General features: G+C 43.8%; 16 protein-coding genes and 1 other annotated feature. Of the genes, 7 read left to right on the top strand and 9 right to left on the bottom strand.

Features of this window, described 5'->3' with window-relative positions:
• Positions 1 to 146 precede the first annotated feature (146 nt).
• Positions 147 to 1,484, top strand: coding sequence for a branched-chain amino acid transport system II carrier protein (gene brnQ / locus ACQVGT_RS06185; protein ID WP_003229322.1), 1,338 nt, complete (start codon positions 147 to 149; stop codon positions 1,482 to 1,484).
• 96 nt (positions 1,485 to 1,580) lie between these two features.
• Here brnQ and ezrA read toward each other — a convergent pair whose 3' ends face one another.
• On the bottom strand, positions 1,581 to 3,269 hold the full coding sequence (gene ezrA / locus ACQVGT_RS06180) for a septation ring formation regulator EzrA (protein ID WP_015384379.1): 1,689 nt from the start codon (positions 3,267 to 3,269) through the stop codon (positions 1,581 to 1,583).
• Positions 3,270 to 3,465: 196 nt separating this feature from the next.
• Here ezrA and hisJ point away from each other — a divergent pair, with 196 nt between their 5' ends.
• Positions 3,466 to 4,272 carry a histidinol-phosphatase HisJ gene (gene hisJ / locus ACQVGT_RS06175; protein WP_015384380.1) on the top strand — a complete coding sequence of 269 codons (807 nt, stop codon included), beginning with the start codon at positions 3,466 to 3,468 and terminating at the stop codon, positions 4,270 to 4,272.
• Here the strand turns inward: hisJ and refZ are convergent.
• Positions 4,269 to 4,892 (bottom strand): transcriptional regulator RefZ, encoded by a 624-nt coding sequence (refZ, locus tag ACQVGT_RS06170; protein WP_015384381.1) that lies wholly within the window; start codon positions 4,890 to 4,892, stop codon positions 4,269 to 4,271. The two genes, hisJ and refZ, sit on opposite strands and share 4 nt — an antisense overlap.
• Positions 4,893 to 5,018: 126 nt before the next feature.
• Here refZ and ACQVGT_RS06165 point away from each other — a divergent pair, with 126 nt between their 5' ends.
• Complete coding sequence (locus ACQVGT_RS06165) at positions 5,019 to 5,510, top strand: GAF domain-containing protein (protein WP_014477664.1); 492 nt, start codon at positions 5,019 to 5,021, stop codon at positions 5,508 to 5,510.
• A 37-nt stretch (positions 5,511 to 5,547) separates the two neighbouring features.
• Here the strand turns inward: ACQVGT_RS06165 and ACQVGT_RS06160 are convergent, their stop codons facing one another.
• Complete coding sequence (locus tag ACQVGT_RS06160; protein WP_015384382.1) at positions 5,548 to 7,287, bottom strand: diguanylate cyclase domain-containing protein; 1,740 nt, start codon at positions 7,285 to 7,287, stop codon at positions 5,548 to 5,550.
• A gap of 294 nt (positions 7,288 to 7,581) precedes the next feature.
• Here ACQVGT_RS06160 and rpsD point away from each other — a divergent pair, with 294 nt between their 5' ends.
• Positions 7,582 to 8,184: a 30S ribosomal protein S4 gene (rpsD, locus tag ACQVGT_RS06155; RefSeq protein WP_003229304.1), complete on the top strand. Its 603-nt coding sequence runs from the start codon at positions 7,582 to 7,584 to the stop codon at positions 8,182 to 8,184.
• Between the two features lie 21 nt (positions 8,185 to 8,205).
• Here the strand turns inward: rpsD and sr7p are convergent, their stop codons facing one another.
• The 3 genes from sr7p to acsA form a co-directional block, all read right to left on the bottom strand.
• The gene (gene sr7p / locus ACQVGT_RS06150) at positions 8,206 to 8,334 is read right to left on the bottom strand and encodes a small protein SR7P (RefSeq protein ID WP_015483566.1); all 129 of its coding nucleotides are present in this window, start codon (positions 8,332 to 8,334) and stop codon (positions 8,206 to 8,208) included.
• Positions 8,335 to 8,463: 129 nt separating this feature from the next.
• Positions 8,464 to 9,732: a tyrosine--tRNA ligase gene (tyrS, locus tag ACQVGT_RS06145; RefSeq protein WP_015384385.1), complete on the bottom strand. Its 1,269-nt coding sequence runs from the start codon at positions 9,730 to 9,732 to the stop codon at positions 8,464 to 8,466.
• Positions 9,733 to 9,782: 50 nt separating this feature from the next.
• Positions 9,783 to 10,019, bottom strand: a binding site (T-box leader).
• 54 nt (positions 10,020 to 10,073) lie between these two features.
• On the bottom strand, positions 10,074 to 11,792 hold the full coding sequence (gene acsA, locus ACQVGT_RS06140; protein WP_015483567.1) for an acetate--CoA ligase: 1,719 nt from the start codon (positions 11,790 to 11,792) through the stop codon (positions 10,074 to 10,076).
• A 159-nt stretch (positions 11,793 to 11,951) separates the two neighbouring features.
• Here acsA and acuA point away from each other — a divergent pair, with 159 nt between their 5' ends.
• From acuA to ACQVGT_RS06125, 3 genes are read left to right on the top strand one after another with little or no spacing between them, the layout of a single operon-like run.
• The gene (gene acuA, locus ACQVGT_RS06135; RefSeq protein WP_003229296.1) at positions 11,952 to 12,584 is read left to right on the top strand and encodes an acetoin utilization protein acetyltransferase AcuA; all 633 of its coding nucleotides are present in this window, start codon (positions 11,952 to 11,954) and stop codon (positions 12,582 to 12,584) included.
• Between the two features lie 26 nt (positions 12,585 to 12,610).
• Positions 12,611 to 13,255, top strand: a complete 645-nt coding sequence (locus ACQVGT_RS06130; RefSeq protein ID WP_003229294.1) for an acetoin utilization AcuB family protein — start codon at positions 12,611 to 12,613, stop codon at positions 13,253 to 13,255.
• Positions 13,252 to 14,415 (top strand): acetoin utilization protein AcuC, encoded by a 1,164-nt coding sequence (locus tag ACQVGT_RS06125; RefSeq protein WP_015483569.1) that lies wholly within the window; start codon positions 13,252 to 13,254, stop codon positions 14,413 to 14,415. Before ACQVGT_RS06130 ends, ACQVGT_RS06125 begins: the two co-directional genes overlap by 4 nt.
• Before the next feature lie 10 nt (positions 14,416 to 14,425).
• On the opposite strand, the gene motS is transcribed toward ACQVGT_RS06125, so the two are convergent.
• The 3 genes from motS to ccpA form a co-directional block, all read right to left on the bottom strand.
• Positions 14,426 to 15,154 carry a flagellar motor protein MotS gene (gene motS / locus ACQVGT_RS06120; protein ID WP_003229290.1) on the bottom strand — a complete coding sequence of 243 codons (729 nt, stop codon included), beginning with the start codon at positions 15,152 to 15,154 and terminating at the stop codon, positions 14,426 to 14,428.
• Entirely contained in the window at positions 15,144 to 15,962 is an 819-nt protein-coding gene (gene motP, locus ACQVGT_RS06115) for a flagellar motor protein MotP (protein WP_014477672.1), read from the bottom strand. Before motP ends, motS begins: the two co-directional genes overlap by 11 nt.
• 62 nt (positions 15,963 to 16,024) lie before the next feature.
• A complete protein-coding gene (gene ccpA / locus ACQVGT_RS06110; RefSeq protein ID WP_003229285.1) occupies positions 16,025 to 17,029 on the bottom strand; it encodes a catabolite control protein A in 1,005 nt (334 codons plus the stop codon).
• Positions 17,030 to 17,242: the final 213 nt, after the last annotated feature.

The following is a 17,242-nucleotide window of genomic DNA, read 5'->3' as shown; positions in this document are numbered from 1 at the left end:
CCATAACAAAATTTAATAGAAAATTACGAAAAACTAGTATTGACTTCTAATTTTTTTACCATATAATAAGATTTGTTCGTTTCGTCATATTATCTGACAATTAATTGACAGAATATTTTAACATAATTATTAGGAGGATTTTTTTCATGAAACACTCACTGCCTGTCAAAGATACCATTATTATTGGTTTCATGCTATTTGCGTTATTCTTTGGAGCAGGAAATATGATTTATCCGCCGGAACTTGGACAAGCAGCCGGACACAACGTCTGGAAGGCCATCGGCGGATTTTTACTGACAGGGGTAGGCCTGCCGCTTCTTGGCATTATCGCCATCGCATTAACCGGTAAGGACGCTAAAGGCCTTGCTGACAAAGCGCACCCTGTTTTCGGCACAATCTTTACTGTCGTGCTTTATTTATCAATCGGACCATTATTCGCCATCCCGAGAACAGGAACTGTTTCATATGAAATTGGCGCTGTTCCGTTTTTGACTGGCGTACCAGAAAGACTTTCTTTATTAATATTTACACTTATCTTTTTCGGCGTTACGTACTATTTAGCGTTAAACCCATCTAAGGTTGTGGATCGAGTCGGAAAAATTCTGACTCCCATCAAATTCACAATTATTTTAATCATTGTTCTCAAAGCCATCTTCACGCCGATGGGCGGATTGGGCGCCGTGACAGAAGCATATAAAGGAACACCGGTTTTTAAAGGATTTTTAGAAGGCTATAAAACAATGGACGCACTTGCTTCAATTGTATTTGGCGTTGTCGTTGTAAATGCTGTAAAAAGCAAAGGCGTTACACAGTCTAAAGCTCTTGCTGCAGCCTGCATTAAAGCAGGTGTGATTGCCGCTTTAGGCCTGACTTTCATTTATGTATCCCTTGCTTATTTAGGTGCAACAAGCACAAATGCCATTGGTCCTGTTGGTGAAGGAGCTAAAATTTTATCTGCGTCTTCCCATTATTTATTCGGTTCATTAGGCAACATCGTACTCGGAGCAGCGATTACAGTCGCATGTTTAACAACAAGCATCGGCCTTGTCACATCTTGCGGCCAATATTTTTCAAAACTTATTCCGGCATTATCATATAAAATTGTCGTTACGATTGTCACGTTATTCAGCTTGATCATTGCGAATTTCGGACTCGCGCAAATTATCGCGTTTTCTGTTCCTATTTTATCAGCTATCTATCCGCTTGCCATTGTCATTATCGTTCTTTCCTTCATCGATAAGATCTTTAAAGAAAGACGCGAAGTGTACATCGCATGCTTGATCGGTACAGGACTTTTCAGTATTTTAGACGGTATCAAAGCAGCCGGTTTTTCACTTGGATCTTTAGATGTGTTTCTAAATGCGAATCTTCCTCTTTACAGCCTCGGCATCGGCTGGGTGCTTCCAGGAATCGTCGGAGCGGTTATCGGCTATGTGCTTACCTTATTCATCGGACCATCCAAACAGCTTAATGAAATAAGTTAATGTCACAGAACGCCTGCGTTATTGCGCAGGCGTTTTGTAATGAAAAAAAAGAGCCTGCTCATTACACTGCGGGCTCTTTTTCATGGTCGTGATTATCTAAGCGGATATATCAGCTTTGATTTTTTCTACTGCACCTGGCGCAGCCTTTTCTACAGCGGCAGCTGCAATTTCATAAGAGTCGTCATAATCAAAAGCATAAAAACGTCTTTCCGCTTCTTTCAGCTGTTCAGATAAAATATGATTCTGGCTTCTGAACCGGTTTCCGAACTGAATGATTTTTTCAATGAGGATGACCTGCTCGACAAGTTCCTCTGATTCCCGGCTTGCCCTGTTGACGATATCTTCTGCTTGCTTCAAATGGGCTCCGGCTTCTTCCATATTTAATGGAAGTTCGTTTAGTTGATTGACCGTTTCTTGAATATGATGATGCGCGTTCTCCAGCATCTCTTGAATATGGCTCGGAATGCCTGGAATGTTGCTATTCTTCAGCAGTCTTGCTGTCTCAGAAATTGTTTTTTTCAAATTGCTGAGCGTCTCCCTCGCCTGAAGCTCTTCTTTTCTCAGCGCTTGCAGATTTTCACGATACTCGTCATGCTCTTTTTTCACTTCTTCAATTTGCTTCTCTATTGAAGCAACTTCTTCTACTAAAAGTGAGTAGGCGACATGCTCTGCATCAAGCTTATCTTTAACGGATGATAGCAACTTCCCAATTTCATCAAGGCGCTTTTCAAAAGCCTGCTGTTTGCCGAGCTCACCGGCTGTCAGCCTGTAGCTTTCCTTCACCAGCTCAGTTTCCGCCTTCGTATGCTCTTTCTCTTCTTTAAGCTTGTCGTAAGCAATAATCAATTCAGGCATTTTGCTTAGTACGGATTGACCAGCTTCAACTTCGCCCTCCAGCTGCTGATAAACAGATTGAATATTTTCGTCAATGAGCTGCAGGATAGCGGACGCTTCATCAATATCCAGCTCAGTCATCAGGACATGTTCCGCTCGTTTCAGCTGGTTTGACAGATTTTCTAATTCCTTATCAAGCTGGATATGCTCAAGCTTGTACCCTTTTTCTTTCATCTCGGCATAGCCGTCCTTGAGCTTAGCAATCTGGCCAGGCACCGTTTGCTTACAATCAGCTAACAGCTTCGGCACGTCATCGATGTATGACTGAAGCCGCTCAAGATTGCGGTCCTGCTCAAGCAGTACTTTTCTTGCAGTAATATAGTTTCCGCCTTCTGTTTCTTCTTCAAATTGTTTGATGCCGCTCCAAATTTCGTCCAGATCCTTTTCAAGGCTGTCATAAAGCTCCCCGTAAAGGTGGCTGTAAGCCAGCAGGTTTTTTCGAGATTTCGAATAGCGCTCCCTCACCTGTTCAATCTCTTCACGGCTCTTTTCCTCACTTGTGACAAGATCGCTGATTTCCCGAAGAATCTTTTCAATGCTTGATTCAGCCGCTGTCAGCAGGTCGTCGATATGAACGAGCACTTGATTGGCCTTTTTAAACCGGTATTTGTCTGCATTTTCCTCGGCATCATAAAGGAGCTCTTCAACTTTCGGCATGTGGGCTGTGACAATCTCATCCCATTCTTCACGCCACTTCTCAAAGAACTCTTCTGTCTGACCCGTCATTTTTAAATGTTTTATTTTAGACATTTCTTCCACGATCGACCGATTCAGAATTTCAATCTTCCACGATTCCAGCCGGTCGATTTCGGCGTAGATTTTTTTCCTGAAAAAGTAGCCTGCCGCAAACAGCGCAAGCAGTACAATTAATAATCCAATGACAAACTCCATAATGAGCCCCCTTGCTGTTTACCTTAATCTGTCAGGGTGTTTTATTTATTCAGAAAGATTTCAGGATATGTATTGAGAAAAACTGTCGTTTTCATTGTTATTATGATACCATGTAACAAACATTTTTTGACCAGAAATCAAAAACTTTTTGTGCAAAATCGGCAGGATTTGACTATTTTTTCATGGGGTGACATCAATGCAAAAGCGAGACGGACATATTCACACACCATTTTGCCCTCACGGCTCCAATGACACACTCAGACAATATGCAGAAGAAGCCTTAAAAAAAGGGTTTGAATCGATTACTTTTACCGAACACGCCCCATTGCCGCCCTCTTTTACCGATCCCACGCCGCTGAAAGACAGCGCGATGGCGCAAGCTTCTTTGGAACGCTATATCAATGAAATTTCCGGATTAAAAAAAGAATATCGCGGACAGCTTAGCATACGGACAGGGCTTGAAGTCGATTATATCGCTGAATTTGAAGACGAAATTACATTATTCCTGGACACATACGGGCCATATTTAGATGACAGCATCTTATCCGTTCATTTTTTGCGCACAGACTCTTCCTATCTATGCCTTGATTATGACGAGCATACCTTCAAAGAGCTAATTTCAGCCTGCGGAAGCATTGAAGCTGTATACGAACAATATTACCGGAGTATCTATTCTTCCATTGTAGCATCTCTCGGCGTTTATAAGCCAAAAAGAGTCGGTCACATCACACTCGTCCAAAAATTCATCAAGCTGTTTCCATACAGCATGTCCGAGCATATTCGCGGCCTCGTTTCCCTGTGCCTGAATGCCATTGAAGAAAACGGAATGGAGCTCGACTTCAATACTTCCGGCTTAAGAAAAACTTACGCTGGCGGTATTTATATCGAGGATTGGATGCTGAATAAAGCGAAGCAAAAGAAGATCCCGCTTGTGTTTGGGTCAGATGCCCATCAAGCGGGAGATGTCGGATATGCGTATGAGGCGTTTTTGGAACGGTGCTAATTGGTGAGCGCCACGTCTCCTGTCCGGAAGACGCTTCTGATCCAAATCTTGATTTCTTCAAAATACATTTTATAAAAATACGGCTCGTGCGGCTGCATGTAGAGTACTTCTGAAATATATTGAGGCTGGAGATAGGGCATCATCAAGAGAGATTTTAATTGGAGAATAAAATGAGGCAGCGGCAGCGTTAAATATTCACGCTGTTTTTCTCCTTCCTCAATGATCAGCTGAAAGATATACTTTTCCTTCATTAGATATGTCGACATAATTTCCCTGATTAATGTGGAGTCAATTGTAACTTCCCGGTAGACAAAACGAGTTAATTGACGATGATTATGCTGATAGGATAAAATATCGAAAACCAATTGAAGAAGATGTTCCTGCGTGCTTTGAGAAGAGATATTGCTTGCCGCTGTTTCAAGCGTTTTGCTGTAGCCTTCGTAAAACTCTGAAACTAAGTGTTCCATCAAGCCTCCTTTGCCTTTAAAATAGTAGGAGATGTGCGCAACATTTACATCAGCTGACTTTGCGATTTCACGGACAGACGTGCCAGAAAATCCTTTTTGGTTAAAAAGCATGACAGCAGATTCAATAATTTTGTCTTTGGTGCTTACTTTCATACGGCTCACTCCTTCCTCTTGATACTATTCAAGCAGAAAGCCGCTGTTCCTGTAAGAACTTATCGACAAATGCCGGCAGAAAAGCCGGAACTTTGTTTTATATTATAGAAAAAGTGAGGGTTTTCCATGTTCCATGTCGAAAAACAATCTGGAGATAAAGAAAAAGACTATCAGCTTCTGCTAAAACAGCTCGAAGCCATGACCGAAGACGAAACAGACCAAATAGCTAACTATGCAAATGCCTCAGCGCTGCTGTATCATTCGCTGCCTGAAGTCAACTGGGCGGGTTTCTATTTTGCCAAAGAAGAGGATGGACAGCTTGTGTTAGGTCCGTTCCAAGGCCTGCCGGCATGTGTTCGGATTCCTTTCGGCAGAGGGGTTTGCGGCACAGCGTACGCAAACGGAAAAGTGGAACGTGTTGAGGATGTAAACGCGTTTCCTGGACATATCGCCTGCGATGCAGCGTCTCAATCAGAAATTGTGCTTCCGATTCGTGTAGACGGAAAAATTGTCGGCGTCTTGGACATCGACAGCCCAGTGAAAAACCGTTTCGACGAAATTGATGAAAAATACTTAACTCAATTTGCCGAAACGCTAGAAAAAGCGTTAGCTCAGTAATATAAAAGCCCAAAACTGATATCGTTTTGGGCTTTTTTTATTTTATTGAGTCATGAATCATCAAACGGTTTTTCCCGCTCCGTTTCGCGCTGTAGAGCGCTTCATCTGCCTCATGCACAAGCTCTTTCAGCGACTTTTTTGTTTCTGTCGTCCAGCAGGATATACCGCAGGAAATGGTTACCTCGGGTTTCGTATTTTTTCTGACCGCATAAACCAGTCGCTCGGTAATCCGTTTCCCCACTGCAACCGGCACATTTGGCAAATAAATCGCCAGCTCCTCGCCTCCCCAGCGGGCACCGACATCATGCTTTCGGATGTTGCTTTTAATCACTGAAGCGACTTGAATTAAAATCTCGTCCCCAGTCTGATGGCCGTACGTATCATTTACATTCTTAAAATTATCAATATCAACAAGAATAAAAACACCCTTTTGGTGGATTTTCATGCTGTATTGAATTTTTTCATCTAAATACGCTCGTGAATACAGTTCAGTCAGCTGATCTGTTTTCACGAGATGCTCAAGGCGGTCGCGGAGCATTGAATTGGTTACAGCCAGTGTCGCGTGATGAATCAGCGCCTGAAACAGCTTGTACATTTCAAATGTAAAAGCGTACAGCTCCTGTTTCAATAAAACCGCAAAACCTAGAAGCCGGTCGTTTTGAATCATCGGAGCAGCCATCAGCGAGCCGTACCCCGCCTTCCCAAAAACAGACTGGCCATTCCCGATGAAAACCCCTTTTTCACCTTCATACAGCTTTTCTTTCAGCTCATTATAAAAATCTGACGGCTTCGCTTCTTTAAAAAATGCTGTGCTGCCTGGGAGCAATGTTAGGTTTTCAAAATGGTCTATATGAAAAAATCCCACTTCTTCTGCCTGAAACGATTCTGCCATTCTCACAGCCAGATCATTCATTGTATCAGTCAGTGTCAGCCGCTGATTCAGGCGGCGTGATGTTTCATTAATCAATTCCAAATTTGCGATGCTTGCTTTGGATTGTTCGTAGAGCTGGGCATTTTCAAACGCTTTTCCCGCGGCGTTTGCTAACAGCGACATTTCATCAAGGCAGGCATCAGTAAGAAAGCTGTCACCCGTTCCCTCAGCCTTCAACACCCCGTATGTGCCCTGCTGTCCTTTGATCGGAATATAGGCGGCAGATTCATTTTTCCGCAAAATGTCCCCGGACAAATACACTTTGAGCGCAAAGGAATCGGATTTTTCCCCTTCCATATACAGCTCTTTTGCAGGAATCCCTAAACATTGGTCTTGATCGTGCGATATAAATAAAGAAAACTCAAAAAGAGAAAATGTGCTGGTCAAGCTTTCTAAAAGCTGCTTCAGCACATCTGTCTGATCAAGCAGTGAATGGAACAGCTCCGTCATTTTGTATATCTTTTTTTGGTAGATCGTTTTGTTATAGAGTCTTTCCTGTTTCATCGACTGGTTTAAAAATGAAGCAACCACGTCCGGAAGCCCTTCAGGAATCTCTTCATCCTGCCTGCACGCAAGATGGAAACGCCTGCCGGAGCCGTCCTCAATCAGATAACATGAAGCGTTTATTTTTGAAGCGGAAAAACGCGCTTCACCATCTGCCAGTTTTGTCACAAAGTCTGATGATGACGGTGTAAGCGAAACACAAAGGGTTGAAAAATAGGTTTGAATAGCCGAAGTCAGCCATATTAAAGAGTCGGTGAATGTGACTTTTTCAGATTTGGTTAATAAAAAATCGAGCATATGATAATGAAAGGCGGATAATTGATCTTTAGTTTGTTCTACCATGTTTTTATCACCTAAAAGTTTACCACTAATTTTTGTTTATTATATCATAAACGGTGAAGCAATAATGGAGGAATGGTTGACTTCAAAACAAATAAATTATATAATGACCTTTGTGTGAAATATTGCAGCCTTTTTGTTCAGCTTCTATGTTTTCATTTTGTTCCTTATCAATAAGGTGTATCGTGTAACTCTCTGCTGCTGGAGCGAGGATACATGAAAACAAAATGTGCATGGTCGAATAGAGCAGACGGTTTTTATTTTCCACAAAAATAAAACCAAAGGAGGAGTCACATTATGGCTCGCTATACAGGTCCATCTTGGAAACTGTCTCGCCGTCTAGGAATCTCTCTTAGCGGTACAGGAAAAGAATTAGAAAAACGCCCTTACGCTCCAGGTCCACACGGCCCAGGACAACGTAAAAAATTATCAGAATACGGTTTGCAATTGCAAGAAAAGCAAAAGCTTCGTCACATGTACGGTGTAAACGAACGTCAATTCCGCACTTTGTTTGACAAAGCTGGCAAACTAGCTGGTAAACACGGTGAAAACTTCATGATTCTTTTAGATTCTCGTCTTGATAACGTTGTGTACAAGCTAGGTTTAGCACGTACTCGCCGTCAAGCTCGCCAATTGGTTAACCACGGTCACATTCTTGTAGACGGAAGCCGCGTTGATATCCCGTCTTACCTAGTGAAACCTGGTCAAACAATCGGTGTTCGCGAAAAATCAAGAAACCTTTCTATCATCAAAGAATCTGTTGAAGTGAACAACTTCGTTCCTGAATACCTTACTTTCGACGCTGAAAAGCTTGAAGGTACTTTCACTCGTCTTCCTGAGCGTTCTGAACTTGCTCCGGAAATTAACGAAGCGCTTATCGTTGAGTTCTACTCTCGTTAATCGTTTTAAAAACCCCTGCCGCTATGCGGTCGGGGTTTTTTTATCGTCTATTTTGTCTTTTGCCTCTTGCTGGCCAACACTATCCTGCGCCTGCTGCTCCCAATAATCCCGCTGCAGCCGTTCTTTTGCAATCGTACACATGAGATTCACGCTTTAGCGCTCCTTTCATTTAAAAGGTGGTGATTGGTCGTGTTTGCCCTATCTAATATACTCTTTTCCTTTCATTCCTATGCGGTAAACAAAAAGATCCTTTGCCTTCAGTGGCAAAGGATCTTTTTCTTATTTATACGTCACAAGGAAGTATTTTTTCTTCCCGCGGCGCAGAACAGTAAATTGATTTTCGATACGGTCTTCAGCTGATAGGGTATAATTTATTTCCGTCTGGCGTTCACCGTTAATGTAAACAGCTCCGTTTTGAATGTCTTCACGCGCTTGGCGTTTAGAAGGAGATAATTTAGATTGCACCAACACATCTACAAGTGAAAGCTCTTGGGTGCTGTCAGCTTCCATAGAAGGAACATCTTTAAAGCCTACTTTTACGTCTTGAGCAGAAAGCTCTTTAATATTGCCGCTGAACAGCGCTTGGGAGATGTTGATGGCTTGCTCCAGCGCCTCGCGTCCGTGAACTAGTGATGTCACTTCTTCTGCCAGGCGTTTTTGTGCTTCACGTTTTTCTGGCGCCGTTTCTGTTTTTTCAGCGTATGCTTCAATTTCCTCTTTTGAAAGGAACGTAAAGTATTTCAAGTATTTGACAACGTCACGGTCGTCTGTGTTGATCCAGAATTGATAGAATTCATATGGCGATGTTTTTTCTTTATCAAGCCAGATCGCGCCGCCTTCCGTTTTTCCGAACTTCGTGCCGTCTGCTTTTGTGACAAGCGGAATCGTTAGGCCGAACGCTTTTGCTCCTTCTTCTTCTGATTTTCTGATCAGTTCAAGACCCGCTGTGATATTGCCCCACTGATCGCTTCCGCCGATTTGCAGTTTACAGTTTTTGTCTCTGTAAAGATTTAAGAAATCATAAGATTGAAGAATCATGTAGCTGAATTCTGTGTACGAGATGCCGGATTCAATTCTTGAGCTGACCGTATCTTTTGCCAGCATGTAATTGATGCCGAAATTTTTACCAACGTCACGAAGGAAATCGATCACATTCATTTTGCCGATCCAGTCAAAGTTGTTCGCGATGACAGCTGGGTTTTCTGCTGCTTCAAAATCTAGAAATCTGGACAGCTGGTTTTTGATTTTTTGGGACCATTCGGATACGATGTCAGCAGTGTTTAATGTACGCTCTGCTTTTTTTCCGCTTGGATCACCGATGAGGCCCGTCGCGCCGCCCACAAGCGCAATCGGATGATGCCCTGCAAGCTGAAAACGGCGAAGTGTTAAAATAGGCAGCAGGTGTCCGATATGCAAGCTGTCTGCTGTCGGGTCAAAGCCTGAGTACAAGCGGATTTTTTCTTCATTCAGCTGTTTATTTAACCCTTCTTCATCTGTCATTTGCTGAATCAATCCGCGGAAGGATAAGTCTTCAAGTAAGTTAGTCATAAGATAAAGCTCCTTTTTTGATTAAAATAAAAAACGCCCCTTCGTTTACACGAAGGGACGATTGATTATCGCGGTACCACCCTACTAATAAGAGAATGCAAACATTCGTCTTATCACTTTGCCTGATAACGGATCAGGTCCGTTCTTTCACTACTGAAAGCCTGGCCGGCTTTGTTTGCAAAAGCGGTTCATGAGTGTATTCGATATATCCGTCTGTGCTGATTTTCACCGGCCATCAGCTCTCTGGAACGTAAGGATATTCTACTTGTCTCAATCTTTACCTTTTCATATGAAGCTATATCATTTTTAACATAAATAAAATCCTGTGTCAACGCCGCCTTTTAATCCTCCATTGTTGACAGATCTCCAGCCGGCAGATTAAGCTCCCATGCCTTCAGCACGCGCCTCATGATCTTTCCGCTTCGGGTTTTCGGAAGCTTATCTTTAAATTCGATCTCACGCGGAGCCGCATGGGCTGCAAGACCCTGCTTTACAAATAGGCGGATCTCTTCTTTCAGTTTATCAGACGGCTCAAATCCTTCCCTGAGTGCAATAAAGGCTTTAATGATTTCTCCACGCACCGGGTCAGGCTTTCCGATTACGCCTGCTTCTGCAATAGCCGGATGTTCGACAAGCTTGCTTTCCACTTCAAATGGGCCGACGCGCTCACCGGAGGTCATGATGACGTCATCAACTCTGCCTTGGAACCAAAAGTATCCCTCTTCATCCATGTAAGCAGAATCCCCAGACACATACCAGCCGCCCGGCATGAAATACGATTCATACTTTTCAGCGTTATTCCAAATGGTATGCATCATGGAAGGCCAGCCCTTTTTGATGGCGAGATTGCCCATTCGGTATGGCGGTAGCTCGTTGCCTTGATTGTCAACGATCGCTGCCTCCACTCCTGGAATCGGCTTACCCATTGAACCCGGTTTAATATCCATGCAAGGATAGTTGCAGATGAGCTGACTGCCCGTTTCGGTCATCCACCATGTATCATGAATTCGTTTGTTAAAAACTTTATGTCCCCATCTGATGACTTCCGGATTTAGCGGCTCACCGACACTGAGCACATGCCGTAGTGAAGTTAGATCATATTTCGCAGCCATTTCATCTCCCGCTCCCATCAGCATCCGAAAAGCGGTCGGCGCGCTGTACCAGACATTGACGCCAAGCTGTTCAATCGTTCCATACCAGTTTTCCGGGCTGAAACGTCCGCCGACGATGACATTTGTCGCTCCGTTCAGCCACGGTGCAAAAATGCCATATACCGTACCTGTCACCCAGCCTGGATCAGCCGTGCACCAATAAATGTCTTCTTCCTTTAAATCAAGGACCCACTTTCCTGTTTGATATTGCTGAATCATCGCTTCATGGACATGCAGCACGCCCTTTGGCGTACCAGTGGAACCTGATGTATAGTGAAGCAGAAAGCCGTCTTTTTTATCCATCCATTCGATATCCAGTCTTGTGCTTTCCTGTTTCGCTGCTTCATCATAATTGATGATATTCGTGCCGCTCTCAGCCTCTCCCCCGACTACGAAGACATGCTGCAAGTGAGGCAGTTTGTCTACCGGTATTCTCTCCAGCAGCTCAGGCGTTGTGACAACAACCTTTGCCTCACTGTTTTCAAGCCGGTCTTTCACCGCTCCCTCCATAAATGCTTCGAACAGCGGCCCGGCGATAGCGCCAATTTTGATTGCACCAAGCATAATAAAATAAAGCTCGGGTGATCTCGGCATAAAAATAAAAACGCGGTCCCCTTTTTCCACATTTCCATACCGTCTCAGCACATTCCCGGCTCTGTTTGATTCTTCCTTCATTTCTTTAAATGTGTATTTTTCATCCCTTTTTGCGTCTTTATAATAAAGCGCTACTTTGTTTTTTCGAAACGATTCGGCATGGCGGTCAATCGCTTCATACGCCGCATTCAGTTTCCCTGTCTCATGCCAAGAGAAATGTTTCTCTGCCTCGGCCCAATCAAAATGCCGGTACGTTTCTTCATAGTTTTTTAAGTTATGATCCCCCTCTATTGCTGGTAACGCTTTCAAATTCATGCCCAAACATCCCCCTTTGCTGAAGTTGTCACAATTATTATAGTATATATTCATATTCTTCTCAATTTTTAAAATATAAACCATGTTGAAAACGCTTTATAATTTGGTATTCTTAAAGAAGGCATGTATTTTTATAAGAATTGATGGGACGGTGAATTAGTGGAACATCATAAAACATACCATTCAGCAAACATCAAAACAGCAACCGGCTCTTTACTGATAGAAGGGCCTGTCTCTCCAGAGGATTTGGCAGGTTATGAGTTTCATAAAGATTTAACCGCATTTCGTCCGCCTCGCGAGCAGCATGAAGCGCTAGTCGACATTGCAGGCCTTCCCGAAGGGCGCATTATTATTGCCAGAGACGGCCGAACCATTGTCGGCTATGTCACGTATTTATATCCTGACCCGCTCGAAAGATGGTCTGAAGGAAATATGGAGGATTTGATTGAGCTCGGAGCCATCGAAGTAGCACCGGACTATCGGGGATGCGCTGTCGGAAAGACGCTCCTGACCGTCAGCATGATGGATGAACAAATGGAAAACTACATTGTGATGACGACAGAATATTACTGGCATTGGGATTTAAAAGGGATGAAAAAAGATGTGTGGGAATACAGAAAGATCATGGAAAAGATGATGAATGCAGGCGGATTGGTCTGGTTTGCAACGGATGAGCCGGAGATCAGCTCCCACCCTGCAAACTGTCTGATGGCCCGCATCGGAAAAAACGTCAGCCAAGAATCAATTGAGCAATTTGACAGGCTCCGTTTTTATCATCGTTATATGTATTAACTGACACTGGCAAAGGGGAAAAAATAATGATTGTTGAGCAAATCATGAAAAGAGATGTCATTACATTAACGAAGACGGATACGCTTGAAACAGCAATATGCAAATTGAAGGAATTCCATATCAGGCATCTGCCTGTTGTAGATGAAGAACGACACGTGATCGGCATGATTACAGACAGAGACATGAAACAGGCCAGCCCGAGTATTTTTGAAGAAAACAAACGAAGCCTATTTCTCACACGAAGCGTAGATTCAATTATGAAAAAAGATGTTGTCTGCGCCCATCCGTTAGATTTTGTCGAAGAAATATCAGCCGTGTTCTACGAGCATGGCATCGGCTGCCTTCCAGTGGTACACCATCAAAAATTAATAGGCATTTTAACAAAAACCGATTTGCTGCGGACGTTTGTCAAATTGACAGGCGCTGACCAGCCGGGATCGCAAATTGAGATAAAAGTAAACGACATCACCAAAAGCCTCGCTGAGATCAGCAGTCTTTGCCAAGACCTTCAAGTGAAAATATTAAGCGTGCTTGTTTATCCGCATGACGATCCCGGTGTAAAAGTGCTTGTCTTCCGTGTAAAAACGATGAATCCGCTGCCGTTTTTGCAGGCATTACAAAGAAATGGACACCACGTCGTATGGCCGTCAGAGCAAAGGGATCTGCTATGAGAGACAGTGTATTTATCTATTCTCCATCCTACCAAACCTATATGTTTCATCAGGAGCATCCCTTTAATCAGCAGCGGGTTCTGTTAACATATGATTTGCTTAAGATGATCAATGCCTTTGATGATGGAGACATTGTCACCCCCAGACTCGCTTCAGAAGAGGAGCTTTCCCTTGTCCACACGGACGATTACATTCAGGCCGTAAAGCTTGCGGGCGCCGGAAAGCTTCCCGCTGAAGAAGGAGAAAGCTACGGGCTCGGCACTGAAGACACACCCGTCTTTGCCGGCATGCACGAAGCGGCATCCCTCTTGGTCGGCGGCACTTTAACGGCCGCAGACTGGGTCATGTCAGGACAAGCCCTGCATGCGGCAAACCTTGGTGGAGGGCTTCATCATGGCTTTCGCGGGAGAGCATCAGGATTCTGCATATACAACGACAGCGCTGTGGCGATTCAATATATCCAGAAAAAATATAGCGCCAGAGTGCTTTATATTGATACGGACGCCCACCACGGGGACGGTGTGCAATTTACATTTTACGATAATCCTGACGTATGCACGCTGTCCATTCATGAAACAGGAAGGTATTTATTCCCTGGAACCGGCCAGATCCAAGAAAAAGGCAGCGGAAAAGGATATGGCTATTCCTTTAATATCCCGCTTGACGCTTTTACAGAGGATGATTCTTTTCTTGAGGCTTACCGGACAGCAGCTTCAGAAGTCGCCGCGTATTTCGAGCCTGATGTCATTATCAGCCAAAACGGCGCCGATGCCCATTACTACGATCCGCTGACGCATTTATCAGCAACAATCAATATATACGAAGAAATCCCCCGTCTTGCACACACTTTGGCTCATCAATATTGCGGAGGGAAATGGATTGCAGTCGGAGGCGGCGGATATGATATTTGGCGTGTCGTGCCCCGCGCCTGGGCCAGAATATGGCTTGAAATGAAGGGAATTGATCCGGGACACGAGATCCCGCCGGAATGGATTGCTAAATGGCAAAAACAATGCCCCGTGGCCCTTCCGTCGAGCTGGAGCGATCCGGCTGATTTATATCCTCCGATTCCCCGCAAGCCTGAAATTACAGAAAAAAATGCCCAAACTGTCAGCAAAGCATTATATGCGATACGTTCTGAACAGCAAAGAACAAAGTAAAAAACGACCTTTACGAAGAGGTCGTTTTTGATTTTTTAATCACTATTTCCACACGCCGATTTTCCTTCATGTGTTCATTTGTCTTGTTATCCTTTACCGGCTTTGTATCCGCATAACCGACAGCAATAAAGCGCTTGGAGGGAAGCTTCTCTTTAGACGTGAAGTATTGAATAACTCCACTCGCCCGTGCTGCTGATAGCTCCCAATTCGACGGGTATCGGTATGTCGAAATGTTTCGGCTGTCTGTATGCCCCTCCACCTGAATGTCATTTGGAATTGTTTGAAGAAGAACGGCAATTTGGTGAAGAAGTGTTTCGGCATTTTTCAGCACCTTTGCCTCACCTGTATCAAACAGCACAGCCTCCTGAAGAACGAGCACGACACCGCGTTCATCCCGTTTGGCTGTCATTTGGGCCTTCAAATGATTGTCTTTTATATATGTATTTACTTTCTTGAGAAGCTGATCCTGCTGATCCTCTTGCTTCTTCGTATCAGATGGGGATGTATTCTTTTTTTCTATGGATGTTTGGTCCGGCTGAAGCCCGTTGCCTTCCTTCTGGATCGAGTCCACTGCCGCTTTGAATTTTTGCAGATCGATTTGGGACATCGAAAAGAGTAAAATAAAGAACACAAGGATCAAAGTGATCAGATCTGTAAAGGTTACCATCCAGCTGGACGAAGATTGACTGTTTTTTCCGCTTCCATTCCTTCTTTCAAAACGTTCTCTTCTAAGCTTCATGTACAGATCCCTTTTTTGTTTTTACTTGTTTTGGCTGCTTCTGCCATTCTTCCCGTGAGCTGAAAACGACCAGCTGGCTTTCAAGGTTGCGCGGGTTTTTTCCGGATTGAACACCGATAATCCCTTCCACCATTACCTGCTTGATGAAAATTTCACTTTCTGTTTTCTCTTCAAGCTTAGCCGCGATCGGGTTGAAGACCATATTTGCCAGTAATGAACCATATAAAGTCGTCAGAAGCGCAATGGCCATGTTTGGTCCGAGCATATGCGGGTCATTTAAGTTCTTAAGCATCAGCACAAGCCCGACAAGTGTTCCGATCATTCCCCACGCCGGAGCGAATTCTCCCGCTTTTTCAAAAACTCGCCGCCCTTTGCGGTGCCGTTCCTCCATTGCTGCGATTTCTGAATCCATGACGAGCCGAATCGTTTCTTCATCCCAGCCGTCAATCGCTAAAAGCAGCCCTTTTTTCAAGAATGGATCTTTGATTTCCCGAGCCTGATCATCCAATGATAAAAGCCCGTGTTTTCGCGCGTGATCGGAAAGGGAGACAAAGGTTTTCACAAGATCTTTCACATTGTCTTCCTGGCGGATGAATGCCTGCTTTAACACAGAGGGCGCTTTTTTCAGCTCTCTTGGCGGAAAACTGATAAAAACAGCGGCGCAAAGTCCCCCTGTTACGATGAAGAAAGAGGTCAGATCAAGAAAAGAGCGGAAACCGCTTACTCCCGATCCCGAAATAATCCCAATAACAATAATAATCGTTCCTAACACAAATCCAACAGGTGTAAGATAATCAAAACGTTTCATCATTTCTCCCCATGAAAAAAGCAAGAATTCACCATAAAGGTGAAGCTTGCTCTTTGTTTTTCTTATGACTTGGTTGACTTTCTTAGCTCTATACGGTGCGGCAGTTCGACGATATGCTCTTCAACCGGCTCTTTATTCATGAGCTTCGTCAGCAGTCTCATCGCAACGGCGCCAATATCATATGTCGGCTGAACAACTGTTGAAAGCTGCGGGCGAACCATAAGGCTTAATCTTGTATTATCAAAACCGATAATGTCGAGATCCTCCGGAATGGATAAGCCCTGATCCTGAGCAGCATGGATAATGCCCAGTGCCATTTCATCAGTTGCAGAAAGAATGGCTGTCGGTTTTTTATCCAGGCTCATCAGATGCTGCAGTGCTTCGAGTCCGGAATCATATGTGTAATCCCCTTCAGCTACAAATTGTTCATTAAACGGAAGGTTCGCTTCTTCAAGCGCACGTTTGTAGCCTTGGAGTTTTTTCGAACGGTTGATCGGTTCTGCCATTGGTCCGGAAACGAACGCGATGTCTGTATGTCCTTTATCAACCAAAAGCTTCACGGCATCATAAATCGCCTGTTCGTAATCGATAGCGACTGACGGTGTTTCCTCCTGCTCTTCTACAGAAGCAGCAAGTACGATCGGCACTGGGGAACGCTTAAATTCCGCCACATGCTCGTCCGTAATGTTTCCGCCCATAAACACGATGCCGTCCACTTGTTTGCCGAGCATTGTGTTTAACAAGTGCAGCTCTTTCTCCATGTTTTGGTCAGAGTTGCTCAAAATAATATTGTATTTATACATTGTCGCGATATCTTCAATTCCGCGTGCAAGCTCTGAATAGAAAATGCTTGAGATATCGGGAATGATGACACCTACAGTTGTTGTTTTTTTACTTGCCAGCCCTCTTGCCACCGCGTTTGGACGGTAACCGAGACGTTCAATGGCTTCCAAGACTTTTTTCCGCGTTGTCGGTTTTACATTCGGGTTGCCGTTCACGACACGGGAAACGGTTGCCATGCTTACATTAGCTTCTCTCGCTACATCGTAGATCGTAATATTGCTCATCCTAAAACCACTCCTTTTACTGGATACACTTATCCTTATCTATAGCATAAACACTTTATGTAGAGAAATGTCATAATGTCCGAATTTATGTCGTTTATGATTTGTAAGCGTAAGTCAGTAGTGTACATTATTTTTCATTATTCATCAAATTTAATTACTTCTCATGAAATTATACACGTTTTTATAGATGATGAAAACGTATACTTGGTTTTT

The sequence above is a fragment of the Bacillus sp. SCT118 genome (genome assembly GCF_058566435.1).
This window is presented reverse-complemented; position numbering and strand designations above follow the sequence as displayed.

Coding starts and splice junctions, on each gene's coding strand:
- brnQ (WP_003229322.1), top strand. CDS start 147: ATGAAACACTCACTGCCTGTCAAAGATACCATTATTATTGGTTTCATG.
- ezrA (WP_015384379.1), bottom strand. CDS start 3,269: ATGGAGTTTGTCATTGGATTATTAATTGTACTGCTTGCGCTGTTTGCG.
- hisJ (WP_015384380.1), top strand. CDS start 3,466: ATGCAAAAGCGAGACGGACATATTCACACACCATTTTGCCCTCACGGC.
- refZ (WP_015384381.1), bottom strand. CDS start 4,892: ATGAAAGTAAGCACCAAAGACAAAATTATTGAATCTGCTGTCATGCTT.
- ACQVGT_RS06165 (WP_014477664.1), top strand. CDS start 5,019: ATGTTCCATGTCGAAAAACAATCTGGAGATAAAGAAAAAGACTATCAG.
- ACQVGT_RS06160 (WP_015384382.1), bottom strand. CDS start 7,287: ATGGTAGAACAAACTAAAGATCAATTATCCGCCTTTCATTATCATATG.
- rpsD (WP_003229304.1), top strand. CDS start 7,582: ATGGCTCGCTATACAGGTCCATCTTGGAAACTGTCTCGCCGTCTAGGA.
- tyrS (WP_015384385.1), bottom strand. CDS start 9,732: ATGACTAACTTACTTGAAGACTTATCCTTCCGCGGATTGATTCAGCAA.
- acsA (WP_015483567.1), bottom strand. CDS start 11,792: ATGAATTTGAAAGCGTTACCAGCAATAGAGGGGGATCATAACTTAAAA.
- ACQVGT_RS06130 (WP_003229294.1), top strand. CDS start 12,611: ATGATTGTTGAGCAAATCATGAAAAGAGATGTCATTACATTAACGAAG.
- ACQVGT_RS06125 (WP_015483569.1), top strand. CDS start 13,252: ATGAGAGACAGTGTATTTATCTATTCTCCATCCTACCAAACCTATATG.
- motS (WP_003229290.1), bottom strand. CDS start 15,154: ATGAAGCTTAGAAGAGAACGTTTTGAAAGAAGGAATGGAAGCGGAAAA.
- motP (WP_014477672.1), bottom strand. CDS start 15,962: ATGAAACGTTTTGATTATCTTACACCTGTTGGATTTGTGTTAGGAACG.
- ccpA (WP_003229285.1), bottom strand. CDS start 17,029: ATGAGCAATATTACGATCTACGATGTAGCGAGAGAAGCTAATGTAAGC.